The sequence below is a fragment of the Mesorhizobium sp. WSM1343 genome (genome assembly GCF_055901535.1).
Map to the genome: position 1 here is coordinate 4469715 of NZ_CM148370.1, position 24706 is coordinate 4494420.

The window sequence follows — 24706 nt, forward strand, 5'->3', positions numbered from 1 at the left end:
CCAGCCGGGTTAGCGGCGAGCACCGGCCAGTGCACGACGCTTGGCCTCGTCGATCAGCATGTTGGCCACTTGCATGCGGATCATGGCGCGCTGGCGCAAATGCGGGGCGACGCGGTCGGGATGGTTGGCAAAGGCAAAGCTGCGGCGCATACGGCCGAAATCGGCGACCTGCTTGGGCTGATTGAGGCCGAGTTCGACGGCGATGGCTTCGGGATCGATCGGCGGCAGTTTTTCCTCGGGCTTTGGCTCTTCGCCGGCGAGAACCAGCTTGGCATGATCGAGCAAAGCGGCGAATTCGGTCGCCAGATCCGCGCCCGCCTCGCGATATTCGGCAGCGGAAACCTTGATGCGGCCGGAATGGAGTTCATCGGCCACCGAAAGATAGTCGAACGGGATGGATGGACGAGCGCCGGCCTCTTCGCCCTCGCCATTCTTGTCGGGGGCGATGAAGAGGTCGTCGAGCAACGAAGCGAAATCCCGCTTGGCGCCAGTAGCGATGTCAGCCTCCCCCTCGCCCGACCATTCGGGTATCGAAGCATAGAACCGGCTCGTTAAAAATGCATGGCACCGATCTCAATGAATTTAGCCGTCGCCTCGTGGCAGCCATGCAGCTAGCATTCGAGGCTACGATGCGCGTCAGCAAAAGTTTCACCCGGTTGCGGAAAATGGCGAAAAAAATCGCCAAGACATGGCAGGTATGCAAATGCTGCACTGCACAATTGTCACGATTCACCTATATTGGCAGCCGTGGAGGACCAATTTGGGGCTTGAATCATGGGTTTCTTCACTGAAATGTTCGCCCGGCCTCGGCCACAGGAACATCTGAGATACCGCTCGGCGCTCGCGCTGCTTCATTCGATGAGCAATGCCGACCGCGCCGACATAGGGATCAAGCCGGCCGACTTCCCCCGCATCGCCCGCGAAATGTCCGTTCGCTAGCTGCATCCGGTGTTCAGGATGTCCCGGATCGGTCCGGGACACCTCCAAAAAACTCAATTCCTTAGCGCGATCCCAGGAATGTCGCCTTGCCCAACGGTACGCCATTGTGGCGAAGGATGTCGTAAGCCGTGGTGAGATGGAAATAGAAGTTGGGCATGGCCACATGCAGCAGATACTGCAGGCCGGGCATCGAGCTTTCGCGTCCACCAAGCTTCAGCTCGATGATCTTGTCATCGGAGCCGTCGAATTCGGCAGCCGAAAATGTCGCGAGAAGGTCGAGCGTCTTCGTGATGCGAGCCTGGACATCGGCAAAACTCGCCTCATTGTCCTCGTATTTCGGCACTTCGCGGCCGGCGAGCCGTGACGGCGCGCCCTTGGCATGATCGGTGGCGATCTGCACCTGCCTGGTCAAGGCGAACATGTCCGGCGCCAGCCGCGCCGTCAGAAAAACCTGCGGGTCTATCTTGCGGTCCAGCGCATTCTGTTCGGCGGTCGCAAGAACATTGGAAAGCGCTTTCAGCCTCGCCGAAAACACCGGCACGGATGCCTCATACATCGATATCGTCACGTCAAATCTCCTGCCCGGCCCAGCGCCGGCGGACGCGACGTAGCGCCTTCGTGCAGGATTTTTCAAGGCCGCCGACGCCGCGTCACCACGTTGCCGCAATCGCCGTCGTAGAATCCTCTTATCGAGCGGAGGTTCCCGATGAGATGCGCCCTTTTCGCAGCGACTGCCTTTCTCTCCCTTGCCCCGATCGGTCAAACGACCTTGGCAGCCGAAGATGCCCGCGAAACGCCCTATGTCGACGACCGGTCGAGCGCCGATGCTGTTGTGCGTTCGCTCTACAGCGCCATCAGCCGGCACGAATTCGCCCGCGCCTGGGGGTATTTCGGCGATACAAAACCGGCAAAGGATTTCGACAGTTTCGTCAAAGGCTATGACGGCACCGACAAGGTCGAGGTCTTGACCGGGGCGGTTTCCGACGAAGGTGCGGCCGGCAGCATTTTCTACAACGTGCCCGTCGCCATTCGCGCCACCGACAAGAGCGGCGGCGAAAAGGTTTTTGCCGGCTGCTACACGCTGCGCCAGGTGAATGCCCAGATCCAGGCGGAGCCACCCTTCGATCCGATCCACATCGAGAAGGGGGCACTGAAACCCTCCACCGCCGATTTCGAGGAGGCGCTGCCGCCAAGCTGCGGCGACGGGCCGCCGCCACCGAAGAAGGACACTGCGCTGGAGCAGGCAAAAAAGGCGTTTCTGGCAACCTATGGCGACCAGTGCGACAAGCAGTTCCTGGCCGACGAGCCGACGGTCTTTTCAATCAAATACAAGGACAAGGATGCGCAGCCCGGCGACCCCGACAAGGAGACGCGGCTGTTCCATTTTTCCTGCTCGGCCGCCGCCTACAATGAAAGCTCGGTCTATTATATGACCGACGAGACATCGGCCGTGCAGCAATTGCAATTCGCCGAACCCAAGATGGACATCCGCTACGAGAACAATGACAGCAACGGCAAATTGCTGGGCATGAGCATCGTCGGTTTCCAGACGTCCGGCTGGGCGGTCAATTCCGACTACGACGAGGCCACCCAGACGATCACCACGTTCAACAAGTGGCGCGGGGTCGGCGATGCTTCCGACGCCGGCACGTATCTGTTCCGCAACGGCAATTTCTCGCTGGTCCAGTACGACGTCGATGCATCCTATGACGGCGAGCAAAATCCCGAGACTGTCGTCGACTACAACACTGCGCCTTGAGCATCACACGAGCTTGTAGGCTGTGTCGATCAGGGCGCCTTCGACAGCATCCAGTTGAGCGTGCCGCGCCAGTCGGTCATGCGGATCGGGGTGCCATGGGTGCCGGTCTCGAAACGAACGAAACGGGTCGGGTAAGTCTTCGATTTGGCCAGGATCGAGCGAAAGAATGCCTCCTGATTTGCCACTGGGAAGACCACGTCGTGACTGCCCTGGCCGAAAAAGACCGGCACACGGCGCTTGAATGCTGGGCTCGCGAAAAAGCTGTCGTCCCAGAGTGAGCCGAGCAGCAGCAGGCCGTTGATGCGGCCGCCCATGTCCTTGCGCGCGGCAAGCTTCCAGCACAGCGCACCACCCATCGATCCGCAGGCAACGAAGATCTTCGCGCCTGGCGACCGGTCGGCATAGTGACCGATCAGCGCTGCCACCTGCGCTGCTCCCTTGTCGCCGAAATCGGTAAAATCCGGGCTAAGGTAGAGGCCGCCATTGCCGGCCATCAGGTTCTTGAGCCGGTTGAAATTGCCGCCGAAGGTGAAGTCGTCGACGCCTTGCTTGCGGCTGCCGCCCTGCCCGTGCAGGTAAAGCACGATGATGCCGGCGCCCTCGGTCTTGCCCACAGCGACATGCCTGATATCGCCGGCGTCGGTTTTCAGCAACAGATCCTGCTGCACCTTGCGCACGCTGGCGTCGGTATATTGGGCGTTCACCCGCCGCTCGGGCACCTGGTCACGCTGGTTGATGTCGCGCATCTCGCGGTAGTCGATGACCGTGTAGGCGCCGTTGCTGTCGGACGACAGCGTGGGCGGATAGGCGAAGAGATCGTCCTTGAAGGGTTTTAGGGACAGCGTCTGACTTTGCGCGGCCGAAGACAGCAACGCGGTCGTGACTGCAAAGGCACAGAAAATTTGGCGGCGAAAAGACATACCCAAGGCATGCGTAATTCGGCTTGGGTTTGTCAATCCTGCAGCACGCCGCCGGCGCCTTCCAGCGCCTCGCGCGTGTCGACATCGACAGACGCCGCCGCGCCGATCTCGACATCGATGACATCGAGCCCTTCGGTCTCGACCAGATGGCGTGCACCGGTGTCGCCCTCCAGATGGGCGATCGCCGGAAACAGCGAACGCGGCAACAGCACCGGATTGCCGCGCTTGCCGTCATGCGAAGCGCGGACCACCGCATTGCCGCCGCCCTTGCGGAACGCATCGATCAAGTTGTCGAGATCGTCGGACGTGATATCGGGCATGTCGCCGAGCGCGATCATCACACCGGCGGAGTCCTCCGGCAGATAGGCAATGCCGGCCTTCAGCGACGTGGACAAGCCGTCGGCAAAATCAGGATTATCGGCGAAAATCACGTCGAGGCCCGCCAGCGCAGCGCGCACCCGCTCGCGCTGGTGGCCGGTGACGACGACAGTTCTGGACGCCTTCGAGCCAAGCGCCCGCTCGGCGGTGCGGTACACCAGCGGCTTGCCATCGAACAGCGCCAGCAGCTTGTTGGGTCCACCCATGCGGCTCGACCGGCCGGCCGCCAGCAGCACGATGCCGACCTTCAGTTGAGATTTGGCCGGCAGCGGTTCGCGGGGCTGCGGCCGTGTGGGGATTTCCATCAACAGCCCGCCGACCCCCATGCCGGCAACATCCCTGGCGGTCACGTCGAGACCGGCGATCAATCGGTCCAGCACCCAATCGAACCCGTTCTCCTTGGGACTGCGGGCGCAGCCGGGCGCGCCGATGACGTGCTTGCCGCCGAGCGTACCGAGCACCAGCAGATTGCCGGGATCGACCGGCATACCGGCGCGGACGACGGTACCGCCCGCTTTCTCGATCGCCGCGGGAATGACATCGGCGAAATCGCTCATCGCCGAGGCGCCGAAGATCACCACCATGTCATTGTCGCGCACCAGGGAAGCCGTGGCCTCCGCCACCGGCGCGATCTCATGCGCCGTGCGGCGCTCGGCCGTCAGCCTGCCGCCGGTACGCGCCAGCCGTGCTTCGGTGACGCGCAGCGTCTTGTCGAGCACGGAAGGCTTGATGCCCGGCAGAACCGTCTGGATGACGCCGACACGCACGGGCCGGTAGGCATTGACGGCAAAGATCTCGCCTGCGGCGCAGATTTCTGTCGCAGCGTCGACTAGCGCTGAACCGACCGCGAAGGGAATGATCTTCACCGTCGCGACCATCTGGCCTTTTTCGACCGGCGCATGCTGCGCCAGCGTGGCGATGGTGATGGCGGGATCGATGGCATTGATGGCGTCGATGGCAGCGGCATCGACCGTGAAGATGCCCGGCGCCTTGGCGTGGAGGTTGACCCGCCCGGTCGCGGCAGGCTTGGCTTCGATGCCGCGAAAGGCCATGCTCCCGGCAATCGTTTGCGCGGCCGCATCCTCGCCGAGGTCGTCCTCAGCCAGAACAGCCGCAACGACCTCGGAAACACCGGCAGTCCGTAGCAGCGCCACATCTTCGGCGCTCAGCCTATGCGCCTTGCGGAAGCGGCGTTCACCAGCGGTGGTGGAGTGTGCCAGCACCGCGCCTTCCGCCGTCTCGATCGGGATCGGTCCGAATTTCACGCCGCCGCACCTTTTGCGTCCAGCCCGCGCGAGCGGAAGGCATGGATCGCCTGGGCCAACACCGCAACAGCAATCTCTCCCGGGCTGGCAGCACCAATATCGAGCCCGATCGGCGCATGGATACGGGCGATCTGGTCGGCGCTCGCGCCCAGCGCCAGCAAACGTTCGACACGCTTGGCATGCGTCTTCCTGCTGCCGAGCGCGCCGACATAGAAGCAGTTGGCGTCTAGTGCTGCCTTCAGGGCGAAATCATCGACCTTCGGATCATGGGTGACGGCGGCAAGTGCGGTGTAGCTGTCGAGCGGCTGACGCTTCAGCACATCCTCCGGCCATTCGGCATGAAGCGCCACATCGGGAAAGCGGTCCGGCGTGGCGAAAGCGGTGCGGGGGTCGATGATCTCCACGGGATAGCCGGCGATCTTCGCCATCGGCGCCAGCGCCTGGCTGATATGGACAGCGCCAATCACGACCAGACGCGGCTGCGGCAGATGCGCGTTGAGAAAGAAAGTCCGCCCCTCGGCTTCGACCGAACCGGAATTACCGGTGCGAAACGCCCTGGCGATCGCGGTTCCGAGATCGCCGGCGACGTGATCGCCCTCGCGCACGATCCGGTCGCGGCCGTCACCGAGATCGGTGACAAGGATCGCCGCACGGCGGGCGCGTCGTTCGGCGTTCAAAGTTTTTAAGGCGTAGGGATCCATCAGGAAATCTCTTGTCCGAGCATCATCTTGTCCAAAAACCGGGTCCCACTTTTTGGGATCATGCTCTAGCCCAGTCTTTCCACGTACACCTTGATGCGGCCGCCACAGGACAAGCCCACTTGCCATGCGGTTTCATCGGCAACACCGAACTCCAGCATCCTGGCCTTGCCGCTGTCGATGACGTCGATGGCCTCGCTGACCACAGCGCCTTCGACGCAGCCGCCCGAGACGGAGCCGTGGAAATTGCCGTCTGCGTCGATGACCAGATGGCTGCCTACAGGTCGGGGCGCCGAACCCCAGGTCTCGACCACTGTCGCGATGGCCACGTCCTTGCCGTCCTTCATCCAGCCCTCCGCAATGATCAGCGGGTCGCGGGCCTCATCCAGATAAATGCTGTTTTCCATGACCGTTTCTCCAGAAGTCTGTTTTTCTCGGGATCTGTTTTCCGGATGGGAAGGATATGGTTATGCGGCGCGCCTCGCGCCAGCTTCCAGCCATCGGCGCGGATCGACGGATTGTGCCGACTTCTTGTCCAATGACGCGCAGAGATCGGCGAGCGCATCGAGATTGTGCACCGAGCGGAACTCGTCGACATGCGGCAGCATCGCCTTGACGCCACGGGCGCGCGCCTGGAAGCCGTCGAAGCGCAGCAACGGGTTCAGCCAGATCAGCCGCCGGCAGGATTTGTGCAGGCGCTCCATCTCCTCCGACAGGCCGGCGACATCGTCGCGCTCCAGCCCATCTGTGATCAGAAGCACGACCGCCCCCTGCCCCAGCACGCGACGCGACCATATCAGGTTGAACTCGGCCAGCGTGTCGCCGATGCGGGTGCCACCCGACCAGTCCATGACCGCCGCCGAACAGTCGGCAAGGGCTGCATCCGGGTCGCGATGGCGCATCTGCCGCGTCAGATTGGTCAGCCGGGTACCGAAGACGAAGGTGTGCACGCGACGCCTTTTTTCCGTCAGCGCATGCAGGAAATGCAGGAAAATCCGCGTGTACTGGCTCATCGAGCCGGAAATGTCGGCCAACACGACCAGTGGCGGATGAACCTCGCGGGCTGAGCGGAATTTCTGCAGGATCAGTTCGCCGCCGGTGCGCGCGGCCGAACGCATCATGGCGCGCGGATCGATGCGGCGGCCATGCGCATCGGCCTTGAAGCGCCGCGTCCGCACCATGTCGAAAGGCAACCGCAACTGCGCGATCGCCTTCTTGGCGTCGGCCATCTCGGCGGCGTTCATCTGGGCAAAATCCTTGGCCCGCAGCACCTCGTTGCCGGAAAAGGTGAAGCGGGCGTCGACCTCGATCTCGGGAATTTCCTGTGGCGGCTGGTTCTTCTGGTGTCCCTCGAACATCGCCTGGCTGACCCGGTTTTCAGCGGCGCGTGGCTTCTGCTTTTCCCTGGTGTCGGGCGCCACCGGCGAAAACATCGCCAGCATCTTTTCGATCAGTTCGCGCGACTTCCAGAACAGCCGGAAGGCCTCGTCGAAAATGGCGTGATCCTCATGCCGCGACACCAGCACGGCGTGCAGCGTCCAGTAGAAATCGTCGCGCGAACCGATGCCCGCGGCGAGCACCGCCTCGATGGCGTCCTTGACCGAGGCCGGCCCCACCCGCATGCCAGCCTTGCGCAAGGTGCGGGCAAAATAGACGATGTTGTCGGCGATCCGCCCGTGCGGCATGGCCTCTTTTGGCTCGGGGCGCGGCATCGCCTACTCCGCCGCCGAAAGCTCGGCCTTCACCTCGTTGAGGATGCGCCGGCCTTCGCCCTGCTCGATGCGGGCAATATCGTCCTGGTATTTCAACAGCACACCGATCGTATCGGAGACGGTTTCCGGATCGAGCGCCACCTTGTCGAGCTCGGTCAGCGCGCCGGCCCAGTCGATGGTTTCGGCGACACCCGGCACCTTGAACAGCTCGATCTGGCGCAGCTTCTGGATGAAGGAGACAACTTCGGCCGAAAGGCGCTGGTTGGCCTGCGGCACCTTGCGGCGCACGATCTCCAACTCGCGCTCGGCATTGGGATAGTCGACCCAGTGATAGAGGCAGCGCCGCTTCAGCGCGTCGTGGATCTCACGGGTGCGGTTGGTGGTGATGATGACGATCGGCGGCTCTTCCGCCTTGATGGTGCCGAGCTCGGGCACCGTCACCTGGAAGTCGGACAGGATTTCGAGCAGGAAGGCCTCGAACGCCTCGTCGGTGCGGTCGAGCTCATCGATCAGGAAAACCGGGGCAGCCCCCGCCTTGCCGGTCAGCGCATCGAGCACCGGGCGGCGGATCAGGTATTTTTCGGAGAAGACGTTGCGCTCCATGGCGGAGCGCTCGACCTTGCCGGCCGCCTCCTCCATGCGGATCTCGATCATCTGCGCGGCGTAGTTCCACTCGTAGACGGCGGACGAGACGTCAAGGCCTTCATAGCATTGCAGGCGGATCAGCCGGCGGCCGAGCGCCTGTGCCAACACCTTGGCGATCTCGGTCTTGCCGACGCCGGCCTCGCCCTCAAGGAAAAGCGGCCGCTTCATACGCAACGACAGGAACAGTACGGTCGCCAGCGACCGGTCCGCCACATAGTCCGCGCCGGTCAGGAGATCGAGCGTCTCGTCGATCGTCCGTGGCGCGGCGCGCGGTTTCAGCTCGGTCATTCTTTCTCCGTGAACGCCGCCGCTCCGCTTTCCAGTACGTGGTAGCCGCGGGCGTGATAGATCAGCGGCCGCAAATTATCGCCCATCCGCAGGCCTGTCACCTTGCCAAAAAGCACACGATGGGTGGCCAGGTCCTTGGTATCGATCAATTCGCAGTCGAACACGGCGAGCGCACCCTTCAGCGTCGGCGCGCCGGTGGAGATCACGTCCCATTCGCCGAGCGCGAAGCGCTCCTCGACCGGCAAGCCGGTGATTCCGGAAAAGCCGACTGACAGCGGCTCCTGGTGGGAAGCCAGGGTGTTCAAGGCAAACCTGCCGTTTTTCACGAACGGTTCGTTCTTGGGATTTTCGCGATTGAGACAGACCAGAATGGTCGGCGGGGTGTCCGAAACCGAGCAGGCCGCGATCACCGTCGCGCCGCGCTTGCCGGCCGGCCCGTCGGTGGTGACCACATGGACGTGGCCGGCAAAGTGGCTCATCGCGTCGCGATAGGCCTGCGGCCCAATGTCGTTCTTCTTCAGCACCGTATTTTTTCCATTGTCAGGATCCTATCGACATATATGGCCAGACATAGCCCGCCACAAGCGAAGTGCCTGAGCCATATCCCGAAATTCGCGTGTTGCACCAAGGCCGGGCAGCCTTTAGGTCTTGGCGGCAACAGTGCCGGGAGCATAGGACCGGCCCGGAGGATCCCATCGCTCGAATGCGACCCAGGACAAGAACAATAGCGGCGCTGTTCTGGCTGTTCCTGGCCAGTGGTGCGGATGCCCGGACGCTGCTGGTCGGCGTCTCGGCGCCCCTGTCGGGACCATCGGCCATTCTCGGCAAGCAGATCGAGGCCGGTACCGGTATGGCCGCCGAAGCGGACGGCATCGAACTCAAGACCGTGGATGATGCCTGCACCGCCGATGGCGGCGCTGCCGCGGCCAGGGAATTCGCAGCCGTCAAGGTCAATATCGTGGTCGGCTTTCTCTGCACCGAGGCGATCGAGGCGGCGATGCCGATCCTGAAGGACGCCAACATTCCGGTCATCACCATTGGCGTGCGAACCGAAAGCCTGACCGACCGCCGCGCCAAGACCGGCTGGCCGGTCTATCGCCTCGGACCACGCGGCGACGATGAGCGCAATGCGGTCGCGTCAGCCCTCACCCGCCTGTGGCAAAACGAATTGTTCGCCATTATCGACGACGGCACCATCTACGGCCGTGAAATCGCCGAGACGTTGCGGGCAGCGGCCGAACAGGCAGCGCTGAAACCTGTGTTCGTCGACACGTTCCGGCCCCAGCTCGACAATCAGATCGGCATGATCGGTCGGCTGAAGAAGGCCGGCGCGTCGCATGTCTTTGCCGGCGGCGATGGCGACGACATCGCCATCATGGGCCGCGATGCCGCACAGCTTCAGGCGGGCATCGTCTTTGCCGGCGGTGAGAATCTGCGCACGCCGCCCGGCGACGTGCCCTATTCCTTGGGCACACTGATGATCGCACCGCCGGAATGGGCCGATGTCGCCGATCCAAAAGTGCTGGCGGCCTTTGCCGCGCAGAAGGTGGTGCCCGACGGCTATACGCTGCCGGCCTTTGCGGCGGTCGAAATCGCCAAGGCAGCGTCGGGCTTGTCAGAAAGCTCGGGCAAACCACTGACCGAAGCTCTGACCGGACAGGATTTCACCACGGCGATCGGGCCGATCCGGTTTGATGCGAAAGGCGATCTCAGCCGGAGCCCCTACCGCGTCTTCCGCTTCGATGGCACGCGCTTTGCGCCCTTGGAAAGCAACTGATGTTTCGCACCGGCCCACGCAACCTGATCACCGACGTTGCCGGCCTGCGCGTCGGCAATGCGTCCGACGCCAGGCTGAAATCCGGGGTAACGACCGTGCTTTGCGATGCGTCCACGGTGGCCGGCGTTCAGATCCTGGGCGGTGCGCCGGGCACCCGCGAGACCGACCTGCTCGAACCGCACAATTCCGTCGATGTGGTGCACGCCGTGGTGCTTTCGGGCGGCTCGGCTTTCGGCCTCGACGCAGCTTCCGGCGTGCAGGCGGCGTTGCGTGAACGCGGCATCGGCCTCGAGGTCGGCGGTTTTCGCGTTCCGATCGTGCCGTCGGCGATCCTGTTCGACCTGCGCAATGGCGGCGACAAGGATTGGGGCCGTTATCCGCCCTACCGCGAGCTTGGCTATGAAGCCGCGCAAACCGCCACCGCCGATTTCCAACTCGGCACCATCGGCGCCGGCACCGGCGCGCTCACTTCGGGGCTGAAAGGCGGCCTCGGCTCCGCCTCGACGCTGCTCGACAATGGCGTCACCATCGGCGCGCTGGCCGCCGTCAATCCGACCGGTTCGGTGACCACAGGCCGAACCCGCCATTTCTGGGCGGCACCGTTCGAAATCGGCGACGAATTCGGTGGGCTTGGCTATCCCTCGCCGATGCCTGACGAGGCGAAACGGATTCTTTTGAAGTACCGCGACAAACATTTTGGCCGGCAGACGGAGACCGGCGGCAACACCACCATCGCCGTCATTGCCACCGATGCAGTGCTCACAAAGGCTGCCGCCAAGCGCCTGGCGATGTCGGCGCATGATGGATTCGTGCGCGCCATCTGGCCGACGCACACGCCGGCCGATGGCGACCTTGTGTTCGCGCTGGCGACCGGCACGAGCGGTATCGAACTCTCCGCCGATGCAGCAATCGATCTCTACGCCGCCGCCGGCGCCACCATGGCGCGCGCCATCAGCCGAGGCGTCTATGCCGCGACGCCTGCCGAAAACGATCTGTTTCCGGTCTGGTCGTCACGCATGAAGTGAAGCGATCAATCAGACCGGATCGGACTTTTCTTCCTCGAACGTCACCGCGACATCAGAATTCGCCGACAGCCAGACCTTCTTGCCGTCGACTTCGGCAATCAGGCTCAGGGGAATGTAGTGGTGATGGCCCTTGTGGGCGCCCTCGCCGCTATCGGCCTTGGTCAGCTTGATGCGCTGGCCATCGACCTTGTCGACAGTGCCGACATGGACGCCATCGGCGCCGACGACTTCCATATGCTCACGAATTTTGCTGGTGTCGGTCATGGTGGTTCTCCATTGGGACTGCCGACAATAACAAATGACGGGCCGATTGGATGCATCGGCTTTCGCACCGCACGACGTTTTGATTCCGTCGTGCTAGGGGATTGAAACGATCACGGGGTGAAGACCGATGCGAATGCTCTTTCTGTTTGCCGTTGGCCTGCTTGCACAGCTTGCGACCTCGATCGCGGCTCATGCCGGCGATGTCGCTGAACTTGAGATCCTCGGCTTCACCAAGGACGGCAGCGTCTTCGCTTTCGAGGAATATGGCGTGCAGGATGGATCGGGCTTTCCCTATGCCAACCGCTACTACATCGACACCAGCACCGACAGCTTTCTGAAGGGCACGCCGATCCGGGTCCGGCTTGAGGACGAGAATGCCAAACTGGATGCGGTGCGCCTTCAGGCCCGGCAAAAAGGCGAATCCATTGTCAGCCAGGCCGAGTTGGACGCCAACCGCGGCATCACCGCAGGTTTCAACCCGGTGACCGAGCTTTCGGCGGATCCGCACCGGATGGCGGTCAATCCGCGCCCGATCTTCACTCCGGTCGACCCACCGCTCGAGTTCCGGCTCGACGAGTTGGGCATGAACAACGCCGATGGCTGCGAGAGCCAGGGCGAAATCAACGGCTTCCGGCTGCTGCGCATCGAGGCGCAGGATGGCGGCACGACCAAGCTGCTGCACGAGGACAAGGCGATACCGAAAAGCCGGGGTTGCCCGAACGGCTATCGCATCGGCGCCGTGCAGACCTTTTCCATGGACAGCCTCAGCGCCTATGCCGTGCTGATCGCGGTGCGCCAATACGGCTTTGAAGGCCCGGACTTTCGCTGGATCGCGGTGACCGGCCGCCTGTGACACCCCCTGCTCAACCCGCCGCGCGCGATCGTGCGCTGAACCGCCTTCGCCGCGCGATACCGACGCCGCGCACAGCACTTGTCGGCGCCTTGTTGTGGGCTGTGACAATGGGCGCCAGCGCGCTCCTCACCTTGTTTTTGGGCGACTGGGAGACGCCGGCGAAAATCCTCATTGTCACCATGCTGTTTGCGGCGGGAGCTGCGCTGGCCTTCCCCATCGGCCTGTTTGCGGCGCGGCTGGTCTCGCAGGGAAGACGCTGGGAAGTCGCTTTCGCCGCGGCCTTCGTGTGCCTAGCAGCGGCGACGATCGGCCTGACCGGCGGGCTGTTTGCCCTGCAGTACCGCTCCTACTACGCCGAGTGGCATGCGCCTGCTTTCACCCGCACCTGGGTCCTCCAGTTCGTCTTCACGACGTTGATTGCGCTCTATCAATTCGTGGTGCTGGGCATCCGGCTCTATTTTCCAGTTGGTTTCATCGCTCTGTTTACCGCGGGCGTCTGGTTTGCGCGCCAGCGGCGTTGAGCATTTTGCTCGCCTCTGTTAGGACGCGGGCAAACTTCTCGATATGTCAGGACTGACCGATGATCCCTCGCTATTCCCGGCCGGAAATGGTAGCCATCTGGTCGCCAGAAACCCGGTTCCGCATCTGGTTCGAGATCGAAGCCTATGCCTGCGACGCACTGGCCGAACTCGGCGTCATCCCCAGGGAAGCGGCAAAAACCGTCTGGGAAAAGGGCAGTGCCGCAAAATTCGACGTCGAGGCGATCGACGAGATCGAACGCGTCACCAAGCATGACGTCATCGCCTTCCTGACCCATCTTGCCGAATTCGTCGGACCGGACGCCCGCTTCATCCACCAGGGCATGACCTCGTCCGACGTTCTCGACACCTGCTTCGCCGTACAGCTGACCCGCGCCAGCGACATCCTGCTCGCCGACATCGACGGTCTGCTTGCAGCGCTCAAGCGCCGCGCCTTCGAGCACAAGAACACCGTCACCATTGGCCGCAGCCACGGCATCCATGCCGAGCCGACGACCTTCGGCGTCAAGCTGGCGCAAGCCTATGCCGAGTTCTCGCGCTGCCGCGAGCGGTTGGTGCACGCGCGAGAGGATATCGCCACCTGTGCGATCTCCGGGGCGGTCGGCACCTTCGCCAACATCGACCCCTATGTCGAGGAACATGTGGCGGCGAAGCTCGGCCTGAAGCCCGAGCCGGTGTCGACGCAGGTGATCCCGCGCGACCGCCACGCGATGTTCTTTGCCACGCTCGGCGTCATCGCCTCGTCGGTCGAGCGGCTGTCGATCGAGATAAGGCATTTGCAGCGCACCGAAGTGCTCGAAGCGGAAGAGTATTTTTCGCCGGGCCAAAAGGGCTCCTCGGCCATGCCGCACAAGCGCAACCCGGTGCTGACCGAAAACCTCACCGGCCTTGCCCGCATGGTTCGCTCCATGGCGATGCCGGCGATGGAGAATGTGGCGCTCTGGCATGAGCGCGACATTTCCCACTCCTCGGTCGAGCGCATGATCGGCCCTGACGCCACCGTGACGCTCGATTTCGCACTGTCACGGCTGACCGGCGTCATCGACAAGCTGCTCGTCTATCCCGACAACATGCTGAAGAACATGAACAAGTTCCGCGGCCTCGTGCATTCGCAGCGTGTCATGCTGGCGCTGACGCAGGCTGGGTTGTCTCGCGAAGACTCCTACCGTCTGGTCCAGCGCAACGCCATGAGGGTGTGGGAGCAAGGCGCTGATTTTCTTGAAGAATTACTGGCCGACAAGGACGTGACCGCTGCCCTGCCCGAGGCCGAAATCCGCGAGAAATTCGACCTGGGCTATCACACCAAGCATGTCGACACGATCTTCAAGCGGGTGTTTGGCAAAGCCTGAGGCAAAGCGCTATACCGTCGCTGGCCGCGAGCGGCAGGCTTCACCTTCTCCCCTGTGGGAGAAGGTGGATCGGCGCGCAACGCCGCGACGGTTGAGGGGTGCTCCAGCTTGGCGCAGCCCTCAAATCAAGCCTTGCCGGGAACAGTCCTGATCACCGTGCCCCATGGATCTTCGCGGGTCACCGGGCTGGTCACATTGTCCGAACGCATCTCCACCCAGGCCAGACCCGACCGGCTGGGATCGCGGCGGCCGGCGCCCGAACTCTGCCAGGCGTTGGCGCCGATGTGGTGGTGATAGCCGCCTGACGACAGGAACACCGCCTGGCCGCCATATTTGGCCACCGTGTCGAAGCCGAATTCCTGGTTCCACCAGGCTTCGGCGTCTTCCGGCCTGCCGACGCGCAGGTGGACATGGCCGACGACGCTGTTTTCCGGCGCGCCCTGCCAGCCGGCGTCACCCGCAGGCACTTCGGCAACGACGGACGGAATGTTCATCCGCTCGGTCGCCATCGCCACCTTGTCGCCATTCCACTTCCAGTCCTGCGGACGGCGGTCGGCATAGATCTCGATGCCGTTGCCTTCGGGATCGGTCAGGTACAGTGCTTCGCTGACCAGATGGTCGGAAGCGCCCTCGATGGCGATCTTGTTTGATATGGCGTGGTTGATCCAGCGGCCGAGATCGGCACGGCTGGGCAGCAGGAAGGCAGTATGGAACAGGCCTGCGCTGCGAGGATCATCCGGCTTGGCCGAAGGATCGGCCTCGATGACCAGCAACGGACGGTTGGCGGCGCCCAGCGTGATCGCCCCATCGGCGCGGCTCAGTTCCTGCAGACCGACGATGCTGCGATAATATGCGGCAAGGCTTTCCGCGTCGCGCGCCTTCAGCCCGACGCGGGCAACGCTGACCGGGGTGGTGGCGGCAAAAGGCAACTCGCTCATCAAATGCTCCGTTCGACCGGCCTGCGATGAAGCTCCCAAAGCGAGAAACCCCACTCCGCCGATCATTGTACGTCGTGTCAGTTCCAAAGTCAGGGTTCCCGCGCACGGCTGTTTCTTTTCCTGACCACAGATTGTCCATCCGCATCGTTCACACAAGACGCGAAGAAGCGAACATGGTGTTCACTATTGTGATCAAACGTGGCGTTTCTGCCGGTTGCACGAAGCGATGCCGCTCGCTATCTCAGCGCCATGAAGGTCAGAGACGCAGATATTCTCATCGTGCCGGGCTACACCAATTCCGGCCCCGACCATTGGCAGAGCCGCTGGCAGTCGAAGCTGTCGACGGCGCGCCGCGTCGAACAGGCGGAGTGGTCGAAGCCGGTGCGCGAGGACTGGACGGCGAGCGTCGCCAAGGCGGTCAACGAGGCCGAGCGGCCGGTCGTCCTGGTCGCGCACTCACTTGGCGTCGCCGCGGCAGTGCAAGCCATTCCGCAATTCCGCAAGCCGGTCGCCGGGGCCTTCTTCGTGGCGCCGCCCGATGTCGCTAACCCCGAGATCAGGCCCAGGCACCTGATGACCTTCGGCCCCTACCCGCGTGAGCCGCTGCCCTTTCCCTCGATCGTGATTGCCAGCCGCAACGATCCGTTCTGCGCCTTCGATGTCGCCGAAGACATTGCCGGTGCCTGGGGCTCGCTGTTCATCGATGCCGGCGAAACCGGTCATCTCAACGCGGATTCGGGCTTCGGACCGTGGCCCGAAGGCTCGATGACCTTCGCCAAGTTCCTGACGGACCTGTAATATATACGGTCAAAGCCTGAACACGAAGCTGCTCGGCAGGCCATCCGGCTTGCGTGAACAATAATTTAATGCAGATCGCGATAATCTCTCCAGCAACGGCGAACTCTGTTCGCCGAACGATTATATTCGCGCGTACTAAATAGCAATTATTCAAAGAAAGCCCCTACTTGGCCAAGGATGCTTCACTCGAATTGTTAAGAGGTGTCGCCGCGCTCGTAGTTCTGAATGGGCATTGTTTGCGTGCTTTTGCGCCATTGATGGAAGGCGAGGGAGACTTGGCCGGGCAATCGCTCAAAACAAGCCTGGCTTTCGTCGCGTTCAATGGCGGCTCCGCCGTCTACCTGTTTTTCGTCCTGTCTTCCTACGTGCTCGTGAAGCGTTATTTTCAGACCAGCAAGGCACAAGATCTGCGGTTGGGTGCGATCAAGCGCCTGCCACGACTGGCCGGCCCGGTACTCGTTACGACGCTGGCATCCTGCATCATCTTCAAGCTCGACCTGTATTTCTTCAAGGATGCGGCCGCCGTCACCCAATCCGACTGGCTGAGAAGTTTCGGCAATGCTTCAAAGGTGCTATCGTCGGAGACTGCGAGTTTCGCCGACGCGTTTCTGCAAGGGGCGTGGCGGACGTTCATCTACGGCGACGAATATTATGACAGCAGCCTGTGGACCATGACGGTCGAGTTCTGGGGGAGCATGCTGACCTTCGCCCTCGCCCCGATCGTCTTTTTCCTTCAAGGCCGCTGGACGTTATCCTTCTGGGTCTGCATAGCAGCAGTCGTGTTCCTGGCGCTGCAAGTCAGTTACTTTCTTTGTGCCTTTCCGGCCAGCCTCTTGCTCTATCCGCTTCTCGCCATGGATTTTCGCCCGAATCGGTGGGTGAGAGGCGCCATGGTGATGGTTTCCCTGGCGCTGCTGGGTTATGCGGGGAGTGCCGTGGGCATATATCGCCCGTTAGCCGTGCTTGACGTGGCTTCCGATGTGGGCCTGCGGCAAGCCTGCGTGGCCATCCCGGCAAGCGTCATGTTGGTCTACGCGGTGCTGAGTGTGGATGAGCCTCTATCATGGCTCTCGGGTAAGGTGGCACGTTTTCTGGGCGACCTGTCCTTCCCACTCTACCTCGTGCATGTACCCGTTATCTGCTCATTGGGGTCATGGGTTTTGTTGACAAGCGGTTCCACCGCACTCGGCGCCGCCGCCGCCATACTGGGTTCGATCCTCGCGGCGTTGCCGCTCATGACCTTCAACAACTGGTGGGTCCAGATGGTCGGCGCCCTGTTCAACAGGTTCAGGCGCGGCGGACCTATCGCCGCGGCGCCTGCGGCGTCGAGCGCCTAACCGCCCGGCGCTGTGACGGCAGTGCGTCCGGTTCGGGTTCAGGATCCGATCGAATCCTTGATGCCCTTGAGCAGGGTCTTTGCGCCCAGTGAAATCAGCGCATGCTCCGAGCCCATGGCCAGCAGGCGATAGCCCATCGACACGACCCGGCCGGCAATTGCCGGCTCGACGACGTAGATCGCCGCATGTTTGCCGGCCTTGCGGGTGCGCTCGGCCACCGACGCCACCGTCTCCATCATGCTTTCCAGCGTCGAATTGACCGTGGCGCCATTGCTCCAGGCGATCGAGAAATCCGACGGGCCCAGGAAGATGCCGTCGATGCCGGGCGTATCGAGGATGCCATCGAGCGCATCGAGGGCTGCACGCGTCTCGACCATGGCGAAGGCCATGGTGCGCTGGTTGGTGTCGCGCAGCCAGTCGGCCTGGTCGCCTTGGCCGTGGCGGGGAAAAGCGTAGGTCGGGCCCCAGGAGCGCTCGCCGACCGGGGGGTATTTCATGGCGGCGGCGAACAGTTTTGCGTCGGCAACCGAGTTCACCATCGGCGCGATGACCGCCTCGGCGCCGAAATCGAGCGCGCGGCTTGCCATGTCGAAACGGCCAACGGGAATTCGCACCAGCGCCGGCTTGCCGGTAGCGAGCACCGGCACCAGGCCACGCAGCACGCTGTCTTCGTGATGGCCGCCATGCTGCATGTCGAGCGTGACGGCATCGAAACCCTGCTTGGCGACGATCTCGACCGTCAAGGCATCCGGCACACCGGACCATGCGGTGAACAACGTTTCATCGGCCGCGAGGCGGGACTTCAGGGACATGAACTCTTTCCTTGTTAGCGACCGCAGTTTCAGCCGGAAACGGCGGCAAAGGCAAAGAAAAACCGCCCGGATAGGCCGGGCGGTCGATTGGTCCAGCGTATGGCCGCGGGATCAGCGCATGGCCCGGATCAGGTGTTCTTGATCTGCTCGATCGCCTGCGCCATCAGTTCGTCCATGGTGCGGCGGATCTGGTGGTCCGACTGCTCGACGCCGGCCGCGTCGAAATCCCCGCGGATCTTGCGGAACACGTCGTGGTCGCCGGCCTCCTCGATGTCGGAGATAACCACTTCCTTGGCATAGGCGTCGGCATCGGCGCCGGACTTTCCGAGCTTTTCGGCGGCCCACAGGCCGAGCGCCTTGTTGCGGCGCGCCGAGGCCTTGAACCGAAGCTCCTCGTCGAATGCGAATTTACGCTCAAAGCCCTCTTCACGGTCTTTCATGCTGCTCATGGCGTCCCTCCGGGTCAAATTCGATTCGTTGGCGGTGAATATGTGCGTTGTCAAAGCACAAACCAAAAGGTCGCGGGCCGGTCAATATGCTTCATCGCATGCTGCGCTGCGGCATTTCAGTCCCGAAAGCGGTTGATTGGAAGGATTTGCCGATTGAGCAAACGATGTGATTGGGATAGACCCGGCATTGAACCCTACCGTAGCCGCACTATTTCAGGCAGACGGACAGGAAATGGTCTGATACCGCCTGTCCGGAACCCCAGAGAAAAATCAGATGAAAAATCGCCGCCGCATTTATGAAGGCAAGGCCAAGATACTCTATGAGGGACCCGAACCGGGCACGCTTATCCAGTTCTTCAAGGATGATGCAACCGCGTTCAACAAGAAGAAGCACGAGGTCATCGACGGCAAGGGCGTCCTCAACAACCGCATTTCCGAGTATATTTTCAACCATTTGAACCGCATGGGCATTCCGACCCATTTCATCCGCCGTCTGAACATGCGCGAGCAGCTGATCAAGGAGGTCGAGATCATTCCGCTCGAAGTGGTGGTGCGCAATGTCGCCGCCGGTTCGCTGTCCAAGCGGCTCGGCATCGAGGAAGGCACCGTTCTGCCGCGCTCGATCATCGAATTCTATTACAAGGCCGACGCGCTCGACGATCCGATGGTGTCGGAAGAGCACATCACCGCGTTCGGCTGGGCGAGCCCGCAGGAGATCGACGACGTCATGGCGCTGGCGATCCGCGTCAACGACTTCCTCTCCGGCCTGTTCATGGGCGTCGGCATCCAGCTCGTCGACTTCAAGATCGAATGCGGCCGCCTGTTCGAAGGCGACATGATGCGCATCGTCGTCGCCGACGAGATCTCGCCGGACTCCTGCCGCCTGTGGGACGTGGCGACGCAGGACAAGCTCGACAAGGACCGTTTCCGCCGCGACATGGGCGGCCTCGTCGAGGCCTACCAGGAAGTTGCCCGCCGCCTCGGCATCATGAACGAGAACGAGCCGCCGCGCCCGACCGGCCCGGTGCTCGTCGCCTCGACCGACGGCCTCAAAGGCAAGCCGCACTGATCGCGGTTTGCGACCCGATAATCAGAACAGGAGCATGTCCAGCGTGATCAAGGCCCGCATTACCGTCACCCTCAAGAACGGCGTGCTCGACCCGCAGGGCAAGGCGATCGAACACGCATTGTCCGGCCTGGGCTTCGGCGGCGTCGGCACGGTGCGGCAGGGCAAGGTGTTCGACGTCGAGCTGGCGGAAAGCGACAAGGCCAAGGCCGAAGCCGACCTCAAGGCCATGTGCGACAAGCTGCTGGCGAATACGGTGATCGAGAATTATAGTGTGACGCTTACCTAAGGCTGTGCCGGAGGCACGGATGCCTGAAGTCACGAATGAACCGATGTACGAGCTTCTCAAGAAAATCCATTCACGAACGGATCGACTTGAGAGTGGCCTGGGCGAAGTCAAGCACGAGATTGTAGCGATCAGGCTTGCAGGCGTTGAGCACGCAAACGGACGTCAACAATATCTACGCGATAGCAGGCCGTATCGATCAACATCTTGAACGGATTGAGCAGCGCTTCGAGTTGCGCGAACTCGCCGAAGCACAAAGGCCTTACGAACGAAATGAAATCAGCCGTCGTCCTCCTGCCTGGCCTCAATCGCGACCGCGAGATGATCGCGGCGCTGACCAAGATTTCGGGAACACCGCCGGTCACCGTCTGGCAAACCGACACCGAAATCCCCGATGTCGATCTGATCGCCATTCCGGGCGGTTTTTCCTTCGGCGACTATCTGCGCTGCGGCGCGATCGCCGCGCGCATGCCGGTCATGCGGGCAGTGGCCGAAAAAGCGGCCGCGGGCGTGACGGTCATCGGCGTCTGCAACGGTTTCCAGATCCTGGTCGAGGCCGGCTTGTTGCCGGGTGCCTTGATGCGCAACACCTCGCTGAAATTCGTCTGCCGGCAGGTGAAGCTCGAGATCACCAATGCCAACACCATGTTCACCCGCCGCTATCAGCCGGGCCAGATCATCCGCTCGCCGGTCGCGCATCATGACGGCAATTATTTCGCCGACGCCGACACGCTTGCCCGTCTCGAAGGCGAAGGCCAGGTGGTGTTCCGCTATGCAGAGGGCACCAACCCCAACGGCTCGATCAACGACATTGCCGGCATCGTCAACAGCCAAGGCAATGTGCTCGGGCTGATGCCGCATCCGGAAAACCTGATCGAAGCAGCTCATGGCGGTACCGACGGCCGCGGACTGTTCGAGAGCGCCCTCGGCATCGCTGCCTGACGATATCGAAGCGAACAGCTTGAAAACAGCCGGACATTCCTGTCTCTTTGGAGCAAGTCTGGTTCATTGGGGAGAGAGACGGTCATGAAACTCTATTCGCGGCCGTTGTCGCCCTACTCGTCGATCGTGCGGGCATTGGCCTACATCAAGGACGTGCCACTCAAGATCATCGCGCCGCCGCCCGGTTTTCCCATCCCGGAAGAGTTTCGCGCCATCTCGCCGATGAACCGGATTCCGGTGCTGATCACCGGCTCGGGCGAGACGATCGTCGAATCGGTGGTCATCGCCGAATATCTCGAGGAACGGTTTCCGGAACCGGCGCTGCTGCCGCCCGATTCCAAGGACCGTGCGCTGGTGCGCATGTTCGCCCGCATCACCGATCTCGATGTGCTGACCCCGTTGATGAAGCTTTTCGAGCTTCATTCCGTGCCGAAGCGCAACAATGCCGAGATCGACGCTCAGTTCGCCCGCCTGCATCATGGACTGGCGGCAATCGAGGCCCGTATGGCGCAAGGGCCCTTCGCACTCGGCGACGACATCAGCTTCGCCGATGCCTGGCTGACGCCGACGCGGTTCATCTTCAACAATTTCCGCGCCATGACAGGACGCCACGACCTGCTCGACGCCTATCCCAAATTCGACGCCTACCAGCAGATCGCCTCGCAACACCCGGCATTGTCGCGTGTGTGGGGCGAGATGACCGACGGCTTGAAAATCTTCCTGTCCGAGCTTGAGATGGGTGCCGCTTGATCAAGTCGAGGACGATCGCGCTGGTCGCCGCGGCGGGCTTTGTGCTGGCATCCTGCCAGTCGACGCCAAAGAGCACGCCTGTTCCCTCGGGCAAAAGTGCTGCGCTGCTGGCCATGGAACAAGTGGCGATCGCCGCCCACAAATGCTGGATCGCCAGCAAGGACCCGGCCTTCAAACCGTACCAGATGGCCAATGAGCTGAATTCGTTCAGCGGCACGCCGCGTTTCCTGCTGGTTCCGGCCAAGCACTATGGCGGCAAACCTTTGCTGGTCGTGCAGGCGCAAGGCAATTCTAGCCGTGTCGACGTCTTCGGACCGCTGATGAACGATCCGCTCGGCGCCCGCATCGGCTCCGACATTGCGCGCTGGCAGGCCGGCAATCCGGCCTGCGCCGCGACGGCCTAGCCCATGGGCCGGTTCCTGCAGATTGTGGGGCTGGTCATCGGTCTGGCCGGGCTCATCCTGCAGTTCTGCATCAGCATTCCTGCATCGATGGAAGCAGGCCGCAGCCTGCTTGGCTCCGTCATTTTCGTCTTCAGCTTCTTCACCATCCTGACCAACATCGGCGCGGTGCTGGTGTACACGTCGCTGCTGTCACCCACCTTCTATGCCTGGCTGCCGGCCTTTGCAGGGGCGCGGATGCGCACCGGCGTTGCGGTTTCGATCGCACTGGTCTTCATCATCTATGCAACGGTTCTGGCACGACTCTGGCAGCCGCAGGGACTGTTCCTGCTCTGCGATGTTCTCCTGCACTACGTCACGCCGGTGCTGTTCGTGCTGTGGTGGCTGATATCGGGCGCCGACGGCCGGACACGCTGGAGCGACATTTCGTGGTGGGTGATCTATCCCATCGCTTATCTGGTCTATGCGCTGGTGCGGGCGCCGCTTGCCGGCGAGGTGCCCTACCCTTTCCTGAACATCGCCAAGAACGGCGCGACCAGCGTCGTCATCTCAACTGCAGCCATCACCGGACTTTTCCTCGTGCTGTGCGTGGTCGCCGTCCTTACGGACCATGCCGTTGCACGCACAAGGGCGTCGAGGGTCCGTTAGAACTGTGCGGACCTTCTGTCCGGATTTCCCGGGACCATCATCTTTCCCAAACCGGTTCCCACTTTTGGGATCACGGTCAGTCCCAGAACGGCCTGATGCCCTCGCGGTGGGCGTCGCAGCGCGTGACGCCGATATCCTTGAGCTGGTCGTCGGTCATCTCCAGCAGAGCCAACCGGCTGCGGCGGCGATCCAGCAGGTTGTCGATCCATCTTGCCAGCGACCTCAGCACGCGCACAAGGCGGCTGACAAAGCCGCGCTGAGCCGACGGGCGTGTCGATTGGGCCGATAATGCAGCGCTCGAATGACGTATTGTCGCGATTGTATTCATTTTCTTTCTGCCAAAGTCCTAAATTGTACCCTTTTGGCACGCGACTGATATGTATTGACTCATCTATCGGTGCAATATAGAAAATTGTCACCATGACAAATTGGCTTCCAGATCTCACTGCCGGCTCCGGCCCGCTGTATCAGCGGCTGGCGGATTCCATCGAGACGGACATCGATCGGGGCGTGATCGATGCCGGCGCAAAGTTGCCGCCGCAGCGCGACCTCGCCTACGACATCGGCACCACCGTCGGCACTGTCGGCCGGGCCTATCAATTGCTGCGCGAGCGTGGGCTGGTGAGCGGCGAGGTCGGGCGTGGAACCTATGTGCTCGGCCAGCGCGCGAAGCCGGATTTTCCGGCTCCGGACGTCGGCGGCGAAGGCACGCGCTATATCGATGCGCCTAAAGGCAAGCTGCGTTTCGACAGCACCGCAGCACCTGATATCGGCCAGGGCGACATTGTCGCCGGTGTCCTGTCGCGCACGGCGCAGGACCATCCGCATGAGATTTCGAGCTACACCAGGGATTTCCCCGAACGATGGTACGAAGCCGGCGCCCGCTGGTTGGCGCGCAATTCCTTTCGCCCGGATGCCGACACCATCGTTCCCACGCTCGGCACCCATGCGGCGGTGATGGCGGCGATCGCGGCGCTCACCATGCCTGGCGACTATGTTGCCTTCGAGCACCTCACCTACTCGCAGGTTTCCCGCAGTGCCGGCTTGATCGGCAGGCGCACCGCGTTGGTGGCATCGGACGATGAAGGCATTGATCCGCAGGATTTCGAGCGCGTCTGCGCGCAAAAGCATCCCAAAATGATCTTCCTGATGCCGACGGCGCAGAATCCGACGCTGGCCACCTTGTCGGCGGCGCGCCGCGAAGCGATCGCCCATGTCGCACGCGAATACAATGTCGTCCTCATCGAGGACGACCTCTATGGCAATCTGACCGATGATCCGACGCCGTTGCTGGCCGAATATGCTCCTGAGAGGACCATTGTCGCGGGCGGCCTGTCGAAGTCGGTCGCAGCCGGTGTGCGCGGCGGCTGGCTTTCCTGCCCGCCCGCCTACCGCCACCGCATCCGCGTCGCCCACAAGATGATGACCGGCGGCATGCCCTTCCTGCTGGCGGAGGTGAATACAAGGCTGGTGCTGTCCGGTCAGGCGGATGAGATACGAAAGCGCAGCATCGCCGAAATCAGCGCCCGCATCGCCATCGTACGCGAGACTTTGGCCGGCTTCGCCTTCAAGTCGCATGACAGGGTGCCCTTTGTCTGGCTGACCCTGCCCGACCCCTGGCTTTCCGGCACCTTCAAGAACGCTTGCCTGGAGCACGGCGTGCTGATCGACGACGAGGACGAATTCAAGGCCGGCCGTTCCGAGCAGGTTTTCCATGGCGTCCGCTTCGGCGTTTCGCAGCCGAGACAGCGCGGGGATATCGCTGAAGGCGTTGCGGTGATCCGGCGACTTCTCGATGAAGGCCGCGCCGGCTACGACAGCTTCTCCTGACACTGCGTGGCTTTGTCCGGTTTTCCGTCGTTTTTCGT

General features: G+C 62.4%; 30 protein-coding genes. 16 read left to right on the forward strand and 14 right to left on the reverse strand.

Annotated elements, in window-relative coordinates:
* Positions 1-9: 9 nt before the first annotated feature.
* Positions 10-465 (reverse strand): hypothetical protein, encoded by a 456-nt coding sequence (locus AC0NIL_RS21865; RefSeq protein WP_081714352.1) that lies wholly within the window; start codon positions 463-465, stop codon positions 10-12.
* Positions 466-774: 309 nt separating this feature from the next.
* On the opposite strand from AC0NIL_RS21865, the gene AC0NIL_RS21870 reads away from it, so the two are divergent.
* Positions 775-939, forward strand: coding sequence for a hypothetical protein (locus AC0NIL_RS21870; RefSeq protein WP_023706483.1), 165 nt, complete (start codon positions 775-777; stop codon positions 937-939).
* A 61-nt stretch (positions 940-1000) separates the two neighbouring features.
* Here AC0NIL_RS21870 and AC0NIL_RS21875 read toward each other — a convergent pair whose 3' ends face one another.
* A complete protein-coding gene (locus tag AC0NIL_RS21875) occupies positions 1001-1507 on the reverse strand; it encodes a DUF1993 domain-containing protein (RefSeq protein ID WP_063167831.1) in 507 nt (168 codons plus the stop codon).
* A 138-nt stretch (positions 1508-1645) separates the two neighbouring features.
* Here AC0NIL_RS21875 and AC0NIL_RS21880 point away from each other — a divergent pair, with 138 nt between their 5' ends.
* A complete protein-coding gene (locus AC0NIL_RS21880) occupies positions 1646-2698 on the forward strand; it encodes a DUF1176 domain-containing protein (RefSeq protein WP_473573816.1) in 1053 nt (350 codons plus the stop codon).
* 29 nt (positions 2699-2727) lie between these two features.
* Here AC0NIL_RS21880 and AC0NIL_RS21885 read toward each other — a convergent pair whose 3' ends face one another.
* The 7 genes from AC0NIL_RS21885 to AC0NIL_RS21915 all read right to left on the reverse strand — a co-directional run bounded on the left by AC0NIL_RS21885 (position 2728) and on the right by AC0NIL_RS21915 (position 9128).
* Entirely contained in the window at positions 2728-3618 is an 891-nt protein-coding gene (locus AC0NIL_RS21885; protein ID WP_473573817.1) for an alpha/beta hydrolase family protein, read from the reverse strand.
* 32 nt (positions 3619-3650) lie between these two features.
* Positions 3651-5261 (reverse strand): NTP transferase domain-containing protein, encoded by a 1611-nt coding sequence (locus AC0NIL_RS21890; RefSeq protein ID WP_473573818.1) that lies wholly within the window; start codon positions 5259-5261, stop codon positions 3651-3653.
* Entirely contained in the window at positions 5258-5962 is a 705-nt protein-coding gene (locus tag AC0NIL_RS21895; RefSeq protein WP_013532111.1) for an XdhC family protein, read from the reverse strand. Before AC0NIL_RS21895 ends, AC0NIL_RS21890 begins: the two co-directional genes overlap by 4 nt.
* 65 nt (positions 5963-6027) lie before the next feature.
* Complete coding sequence (locus AC0NIL_RS21900; protein WP_013532112.1) at positions 6028-6366, reverse strand: XdhC family protein; 339 nt, start codon at positions 6364-6366, stop codon at positions 6028-6030.
* Between the two features lie 60 nt (positions 6367-6426).
* The gene (locus AC0NIL_RS21905; RefSeq protein WP_473573819.1) at positions 6427-7671 is read right to left on the reverse strand and encodes a vWA domain-containing protein; all 1245 of its coding nucleotides are present in this window, start codon (positions 7669-7671) and stop codon (positions 6427-6429) included.
* Between the two features lie 3 nt (positions 7672-7674).
* Positions 7675-8604, reverse strand: a complete 930-nt coding sequence (locus AC0NIL_RS21910) for an AAA family ATPase (RefSeq protein WP_013532114.1) — start codon at positions 8602-8604, stop codon at positions 7675-7677.
* A complete protein-coding gene (locus AC0NIL_RS21915) occupies positions 8601-9128 on the reverse strand; it encodes a flavin reductase (protein ID WP_013532115.1) in 528 nt (175 codons plus the stop codon). Before AC0NIL_RS21915 ends, AC0NIL_RS21910 begins: the two co-directional genes overlap by 4 nt.
* A 179-nt stretch (positions 9129-9307) precedes the next feature.
* Between AC0NIL_RS21915 and AC0NIL_RS21920 the strand changes: the two genes are divergently transcribed.
* A complete protein-coding gene (locus AC0NIL_RS21920) occupies positions 9308-10381 on the forward strand; it encodes a branched-chain amino acid ABC transporter substrate-binding protein (RefSeq protein ID WP_473573820.1) in 1074 nt (357 codons plus the stop codon).
* Positions 10381-11406: a P1 family peptidase gene (locus AC0NIL_RS21925; RefSeq protein ID WP_473541386.1), complete on the forward strand. Its 1026-nt coding sequence runs from the start codon at positions 10381-10383 to the stop codon at positions 11404-11406. Before AC0NIL_RS21920 ends, AC0NIL_RS21925 begins: the two co-directional genes overlap by 1 nt.
* A 9-nt stretch (positions 11407-11415) precedes the next feature.
* Here the strand turns inward: AC0NIL_RS21925 and AC0NIL_RS21930 are convergent, their stop codons facing one another.
* On the reverse strand, positions 11416-11670 hold the full coding sequence (locus tag AC0NIL_RS21930; RefSeq protein WP_013532118.1) for a DUF2171 domain-containing protein: 255 nt from the start codon (positions 11668-11670) through the stop codon (positions 11416-11418).
* A gap of 127 nt (positions 11671-11797) precedes the next feature.
* On the opposite strand from AC0NIL_RS21930, the gene AC0NIL_RS21935 reads away from it, so the two are divergent.
* From AC0NIL_RS21935 to purB, 3 genes are all read left to right on the forward strand, one after another.
* On the forward strand, positions 11798-12523 hold the full coding sequence (locus AC0NIL_RS21935; protein ID WP_013532119.1) for a DUF2259 domain-containing protein: 726 nt from the start codon (positions 11798-11800) through the stop codon (positions 12521-12523).
* Positions 12524-12630: 107 nt separating this feature from the next.
* Complete coding sequence (locus AC0NIL_RS21940) at positions 12631-13044, forward strand: hypothetical protein (RefSeq protein ID WP_275954651.1); 414 nt, start codon at positions 12631-12633, stop codon at positions 13042-13044.
* A 59-nt stretch (positions 13045-13103) separates the two neighbouring features.
* Complete coding sequence (gene purB, locus AC0NIL_RS21945; protein WP_275954652.1) at positions 13104-14411, forward strand: adenylosuccinate lyase; 1308 nt, start codon at positions 13104-13106, stop codon at positions 14409-14411.
* 125 nt (positions 14412-14536) lie between these two features.
* Here purB and AC0NIL_RS21950 read toward each other — a convergent pair whose 3' ends face one another.
* Complete coding sequence (locus AC0NIL_RS21950; RefSeq protein WP_013532122.1) at positions 14537-15349, reverse strand: VOC family protein; 813 nt, start codon at positions 15347-15349, stop codon at positions 14537-14539.
* A gap of 249 nt (positions 15350-15598) precedes the next feature.
* Here AC0NIL_RS21950 and AC0NIL_RS21955 point away from each other — a divergent pair, with 249 nt between their 5' ends.
* The gene (locus AC0NIL_RS21955; RefSeq protein WP_064995489.1) at positions 15599-16147 is read left to right on the forward strand and encodes an RBBP9/YdeN family alpha/beta hydrolase; all 549 of its coding nucleotides are present in this window, start codon (positions 15599-15601) and stop codon (positions 16145-16147) included.
* A 167-nt stretch (positions 16148-16314) separates the two neighbouring features.
* Positions 16315-17484, forward strand: a complete 1170-nt coding sequence (locus tag AC0NIL_RS21960; RefSeq protein ID WP_275954653.1) for an acyltransferase family protein — start codon at positions 16315-16317, stop codon at positions 17482-17484.
* 38 nt (positions 17485-17522) lie between these two features.
* On the opposite strand, the gene AC0NIL_RS21965 is transcribed toward AC0NIL_RS21960, so the two are convergent.
* Positions 17523-18296, reverse strand: coding sequence for an HpcH/HpaI aldolase family protein (locus AC0NIL_RS21965; protein WP_013532125.1), 774 nt, complete (start codon positions 18294-18296; stop codon positions 17523-17525).
* A gap of 128 nt (positions 18297-18424) precedes the next feature.
* The gene (locus AC0NIL_RS21970) at positions 18425-18745 is read right to left on the reverse strand and encodes a DUF1476 domain-containing protein (protein WP_013532126.1); all 321 of its coding nucleotides are present in this window, start codon (positions 18743-18745) and stop codon (positions 18425-18427) included.
* A 274-nt stretch (positions 18746-19019) separates the two neighbouring features.
* Here AC0NIL_RS21970 and purC point away from each other — a divergent pair, with 274 nt between their 5' ends.
* The 6 genes from purC (at position 19020) to AC0NIL_RS22000 (ending at position 22838) form a co-directional block, all read left to right on the forward strand.
* The gene (purC, locus tag AC0NIL_RS21975; RefSeq protein WP_013532127.1) at positions 19020-19814 is read left to right on the forward strand and encodes a phosphoribosylaminoimidazolesuccinocarboxamide synthase; all 795 of its coding nucleotides are present in this window, start codon (positions 19020-19022) and stop codon (positions 19812-19814) included.
* A gap of 43 nt (positions 19815-19857) precedes the next feature.
* Positions 19858-20100 (forward strand): phosphoribosylformylglycinamidine synthase subunit PurS, encoded by a 243-nt coding sequence (gene purS, locus AC0NIL_RS21980; protein WP_013532128.1) that lies wholly within the window; start codon positions 19858-19860, stop codon positions 20098-20100.
* Between the two features lie 270 nt (positions 20101-20370).
* On the forward strand, positions 20371-21039 hold the full coding sequence (purQ, locus tag AC0NIL_RS21985; protein ID WP_275954654.1) for a phosphoribosylformylglycinamidine synthase subunit PurQ: 669 nt from the start codon (positions 20371-20373) through the stop codon (positions 21037-21039).
* An 84-nt stretch (positions 21040-21123) separates the two neighbouring features.
* Positions 21124-21789 (forward strand): glutathione S-transferase family protein, encoded by a 666-nt coding sequence (locus AC0NIL_RS21990; RefSeq protein ID WP_013532130.1) that lies wholly within the window; start codon positions 21124-21126, stop codon positions 21787-21789.
* The gene (locus AC0NIL_RS21995) at positions 21786-22193 is read left to right on the forward strand and encodes a hypothetical protein (RefSeq protein ID WP_064995398.1); all 408 of its coding nucleotides are present in this window, start codon (positions 21786-21788) and stop codon (positions 22191-22193) included. Before AC0NIL_RS21990 ends, AC0NIL_RS21995 begins: the two co-directional genes overlap by 4 nt.
* Positions 22194-22196: 3 nt before the next feature.
* Positions 22197-22838 (forward strand): Pr6Pr family membrane protein, encoded by a 642-nt coding sequence (locus tag AC0NIL_RS22000; protein ID WP_275954655.1) that lies wholly within the window; start codon positions 22197-22199, stop codon positions 22836-22838.
* 76 nt (positions 22839-22914) lie between these two features.
* On the opposite strand, the gene AC0NIL_RS22005 is transcribed toward AC0NIL_RS22000, so the two are convergent.
* Complete coding sequence (locus AC0NIL_RS22005; RefSeq protein WP_013532133.1) at positions 22915-23166, reverse strand: DUF1127 domain-containing protein; 252 nt, start codon at positions 23164-23166, stop codon at positions 22915-22917.
* A gap of 92 nt (positions 23167-23258) precedes the next feature.
* Between AC0NIL_RS22005 and AC0NIL_RS22010 the strand changes: the two genes are divergently transcribed.
* The gene (locus AC0NIL_RS22010) at positions 23259-24668 is read left to right on the forward strand and encodes an aminotransferase-like domain-containing protein (RefSeq protein ID WP_013532134.1); all 1410 of its coding nucleotides are present in this window, start codon (positions 23259-23261) and stop codon (positions 24666-24668) included.
* Positions 24669-24706: the final 38 nt, after the last annotated feature.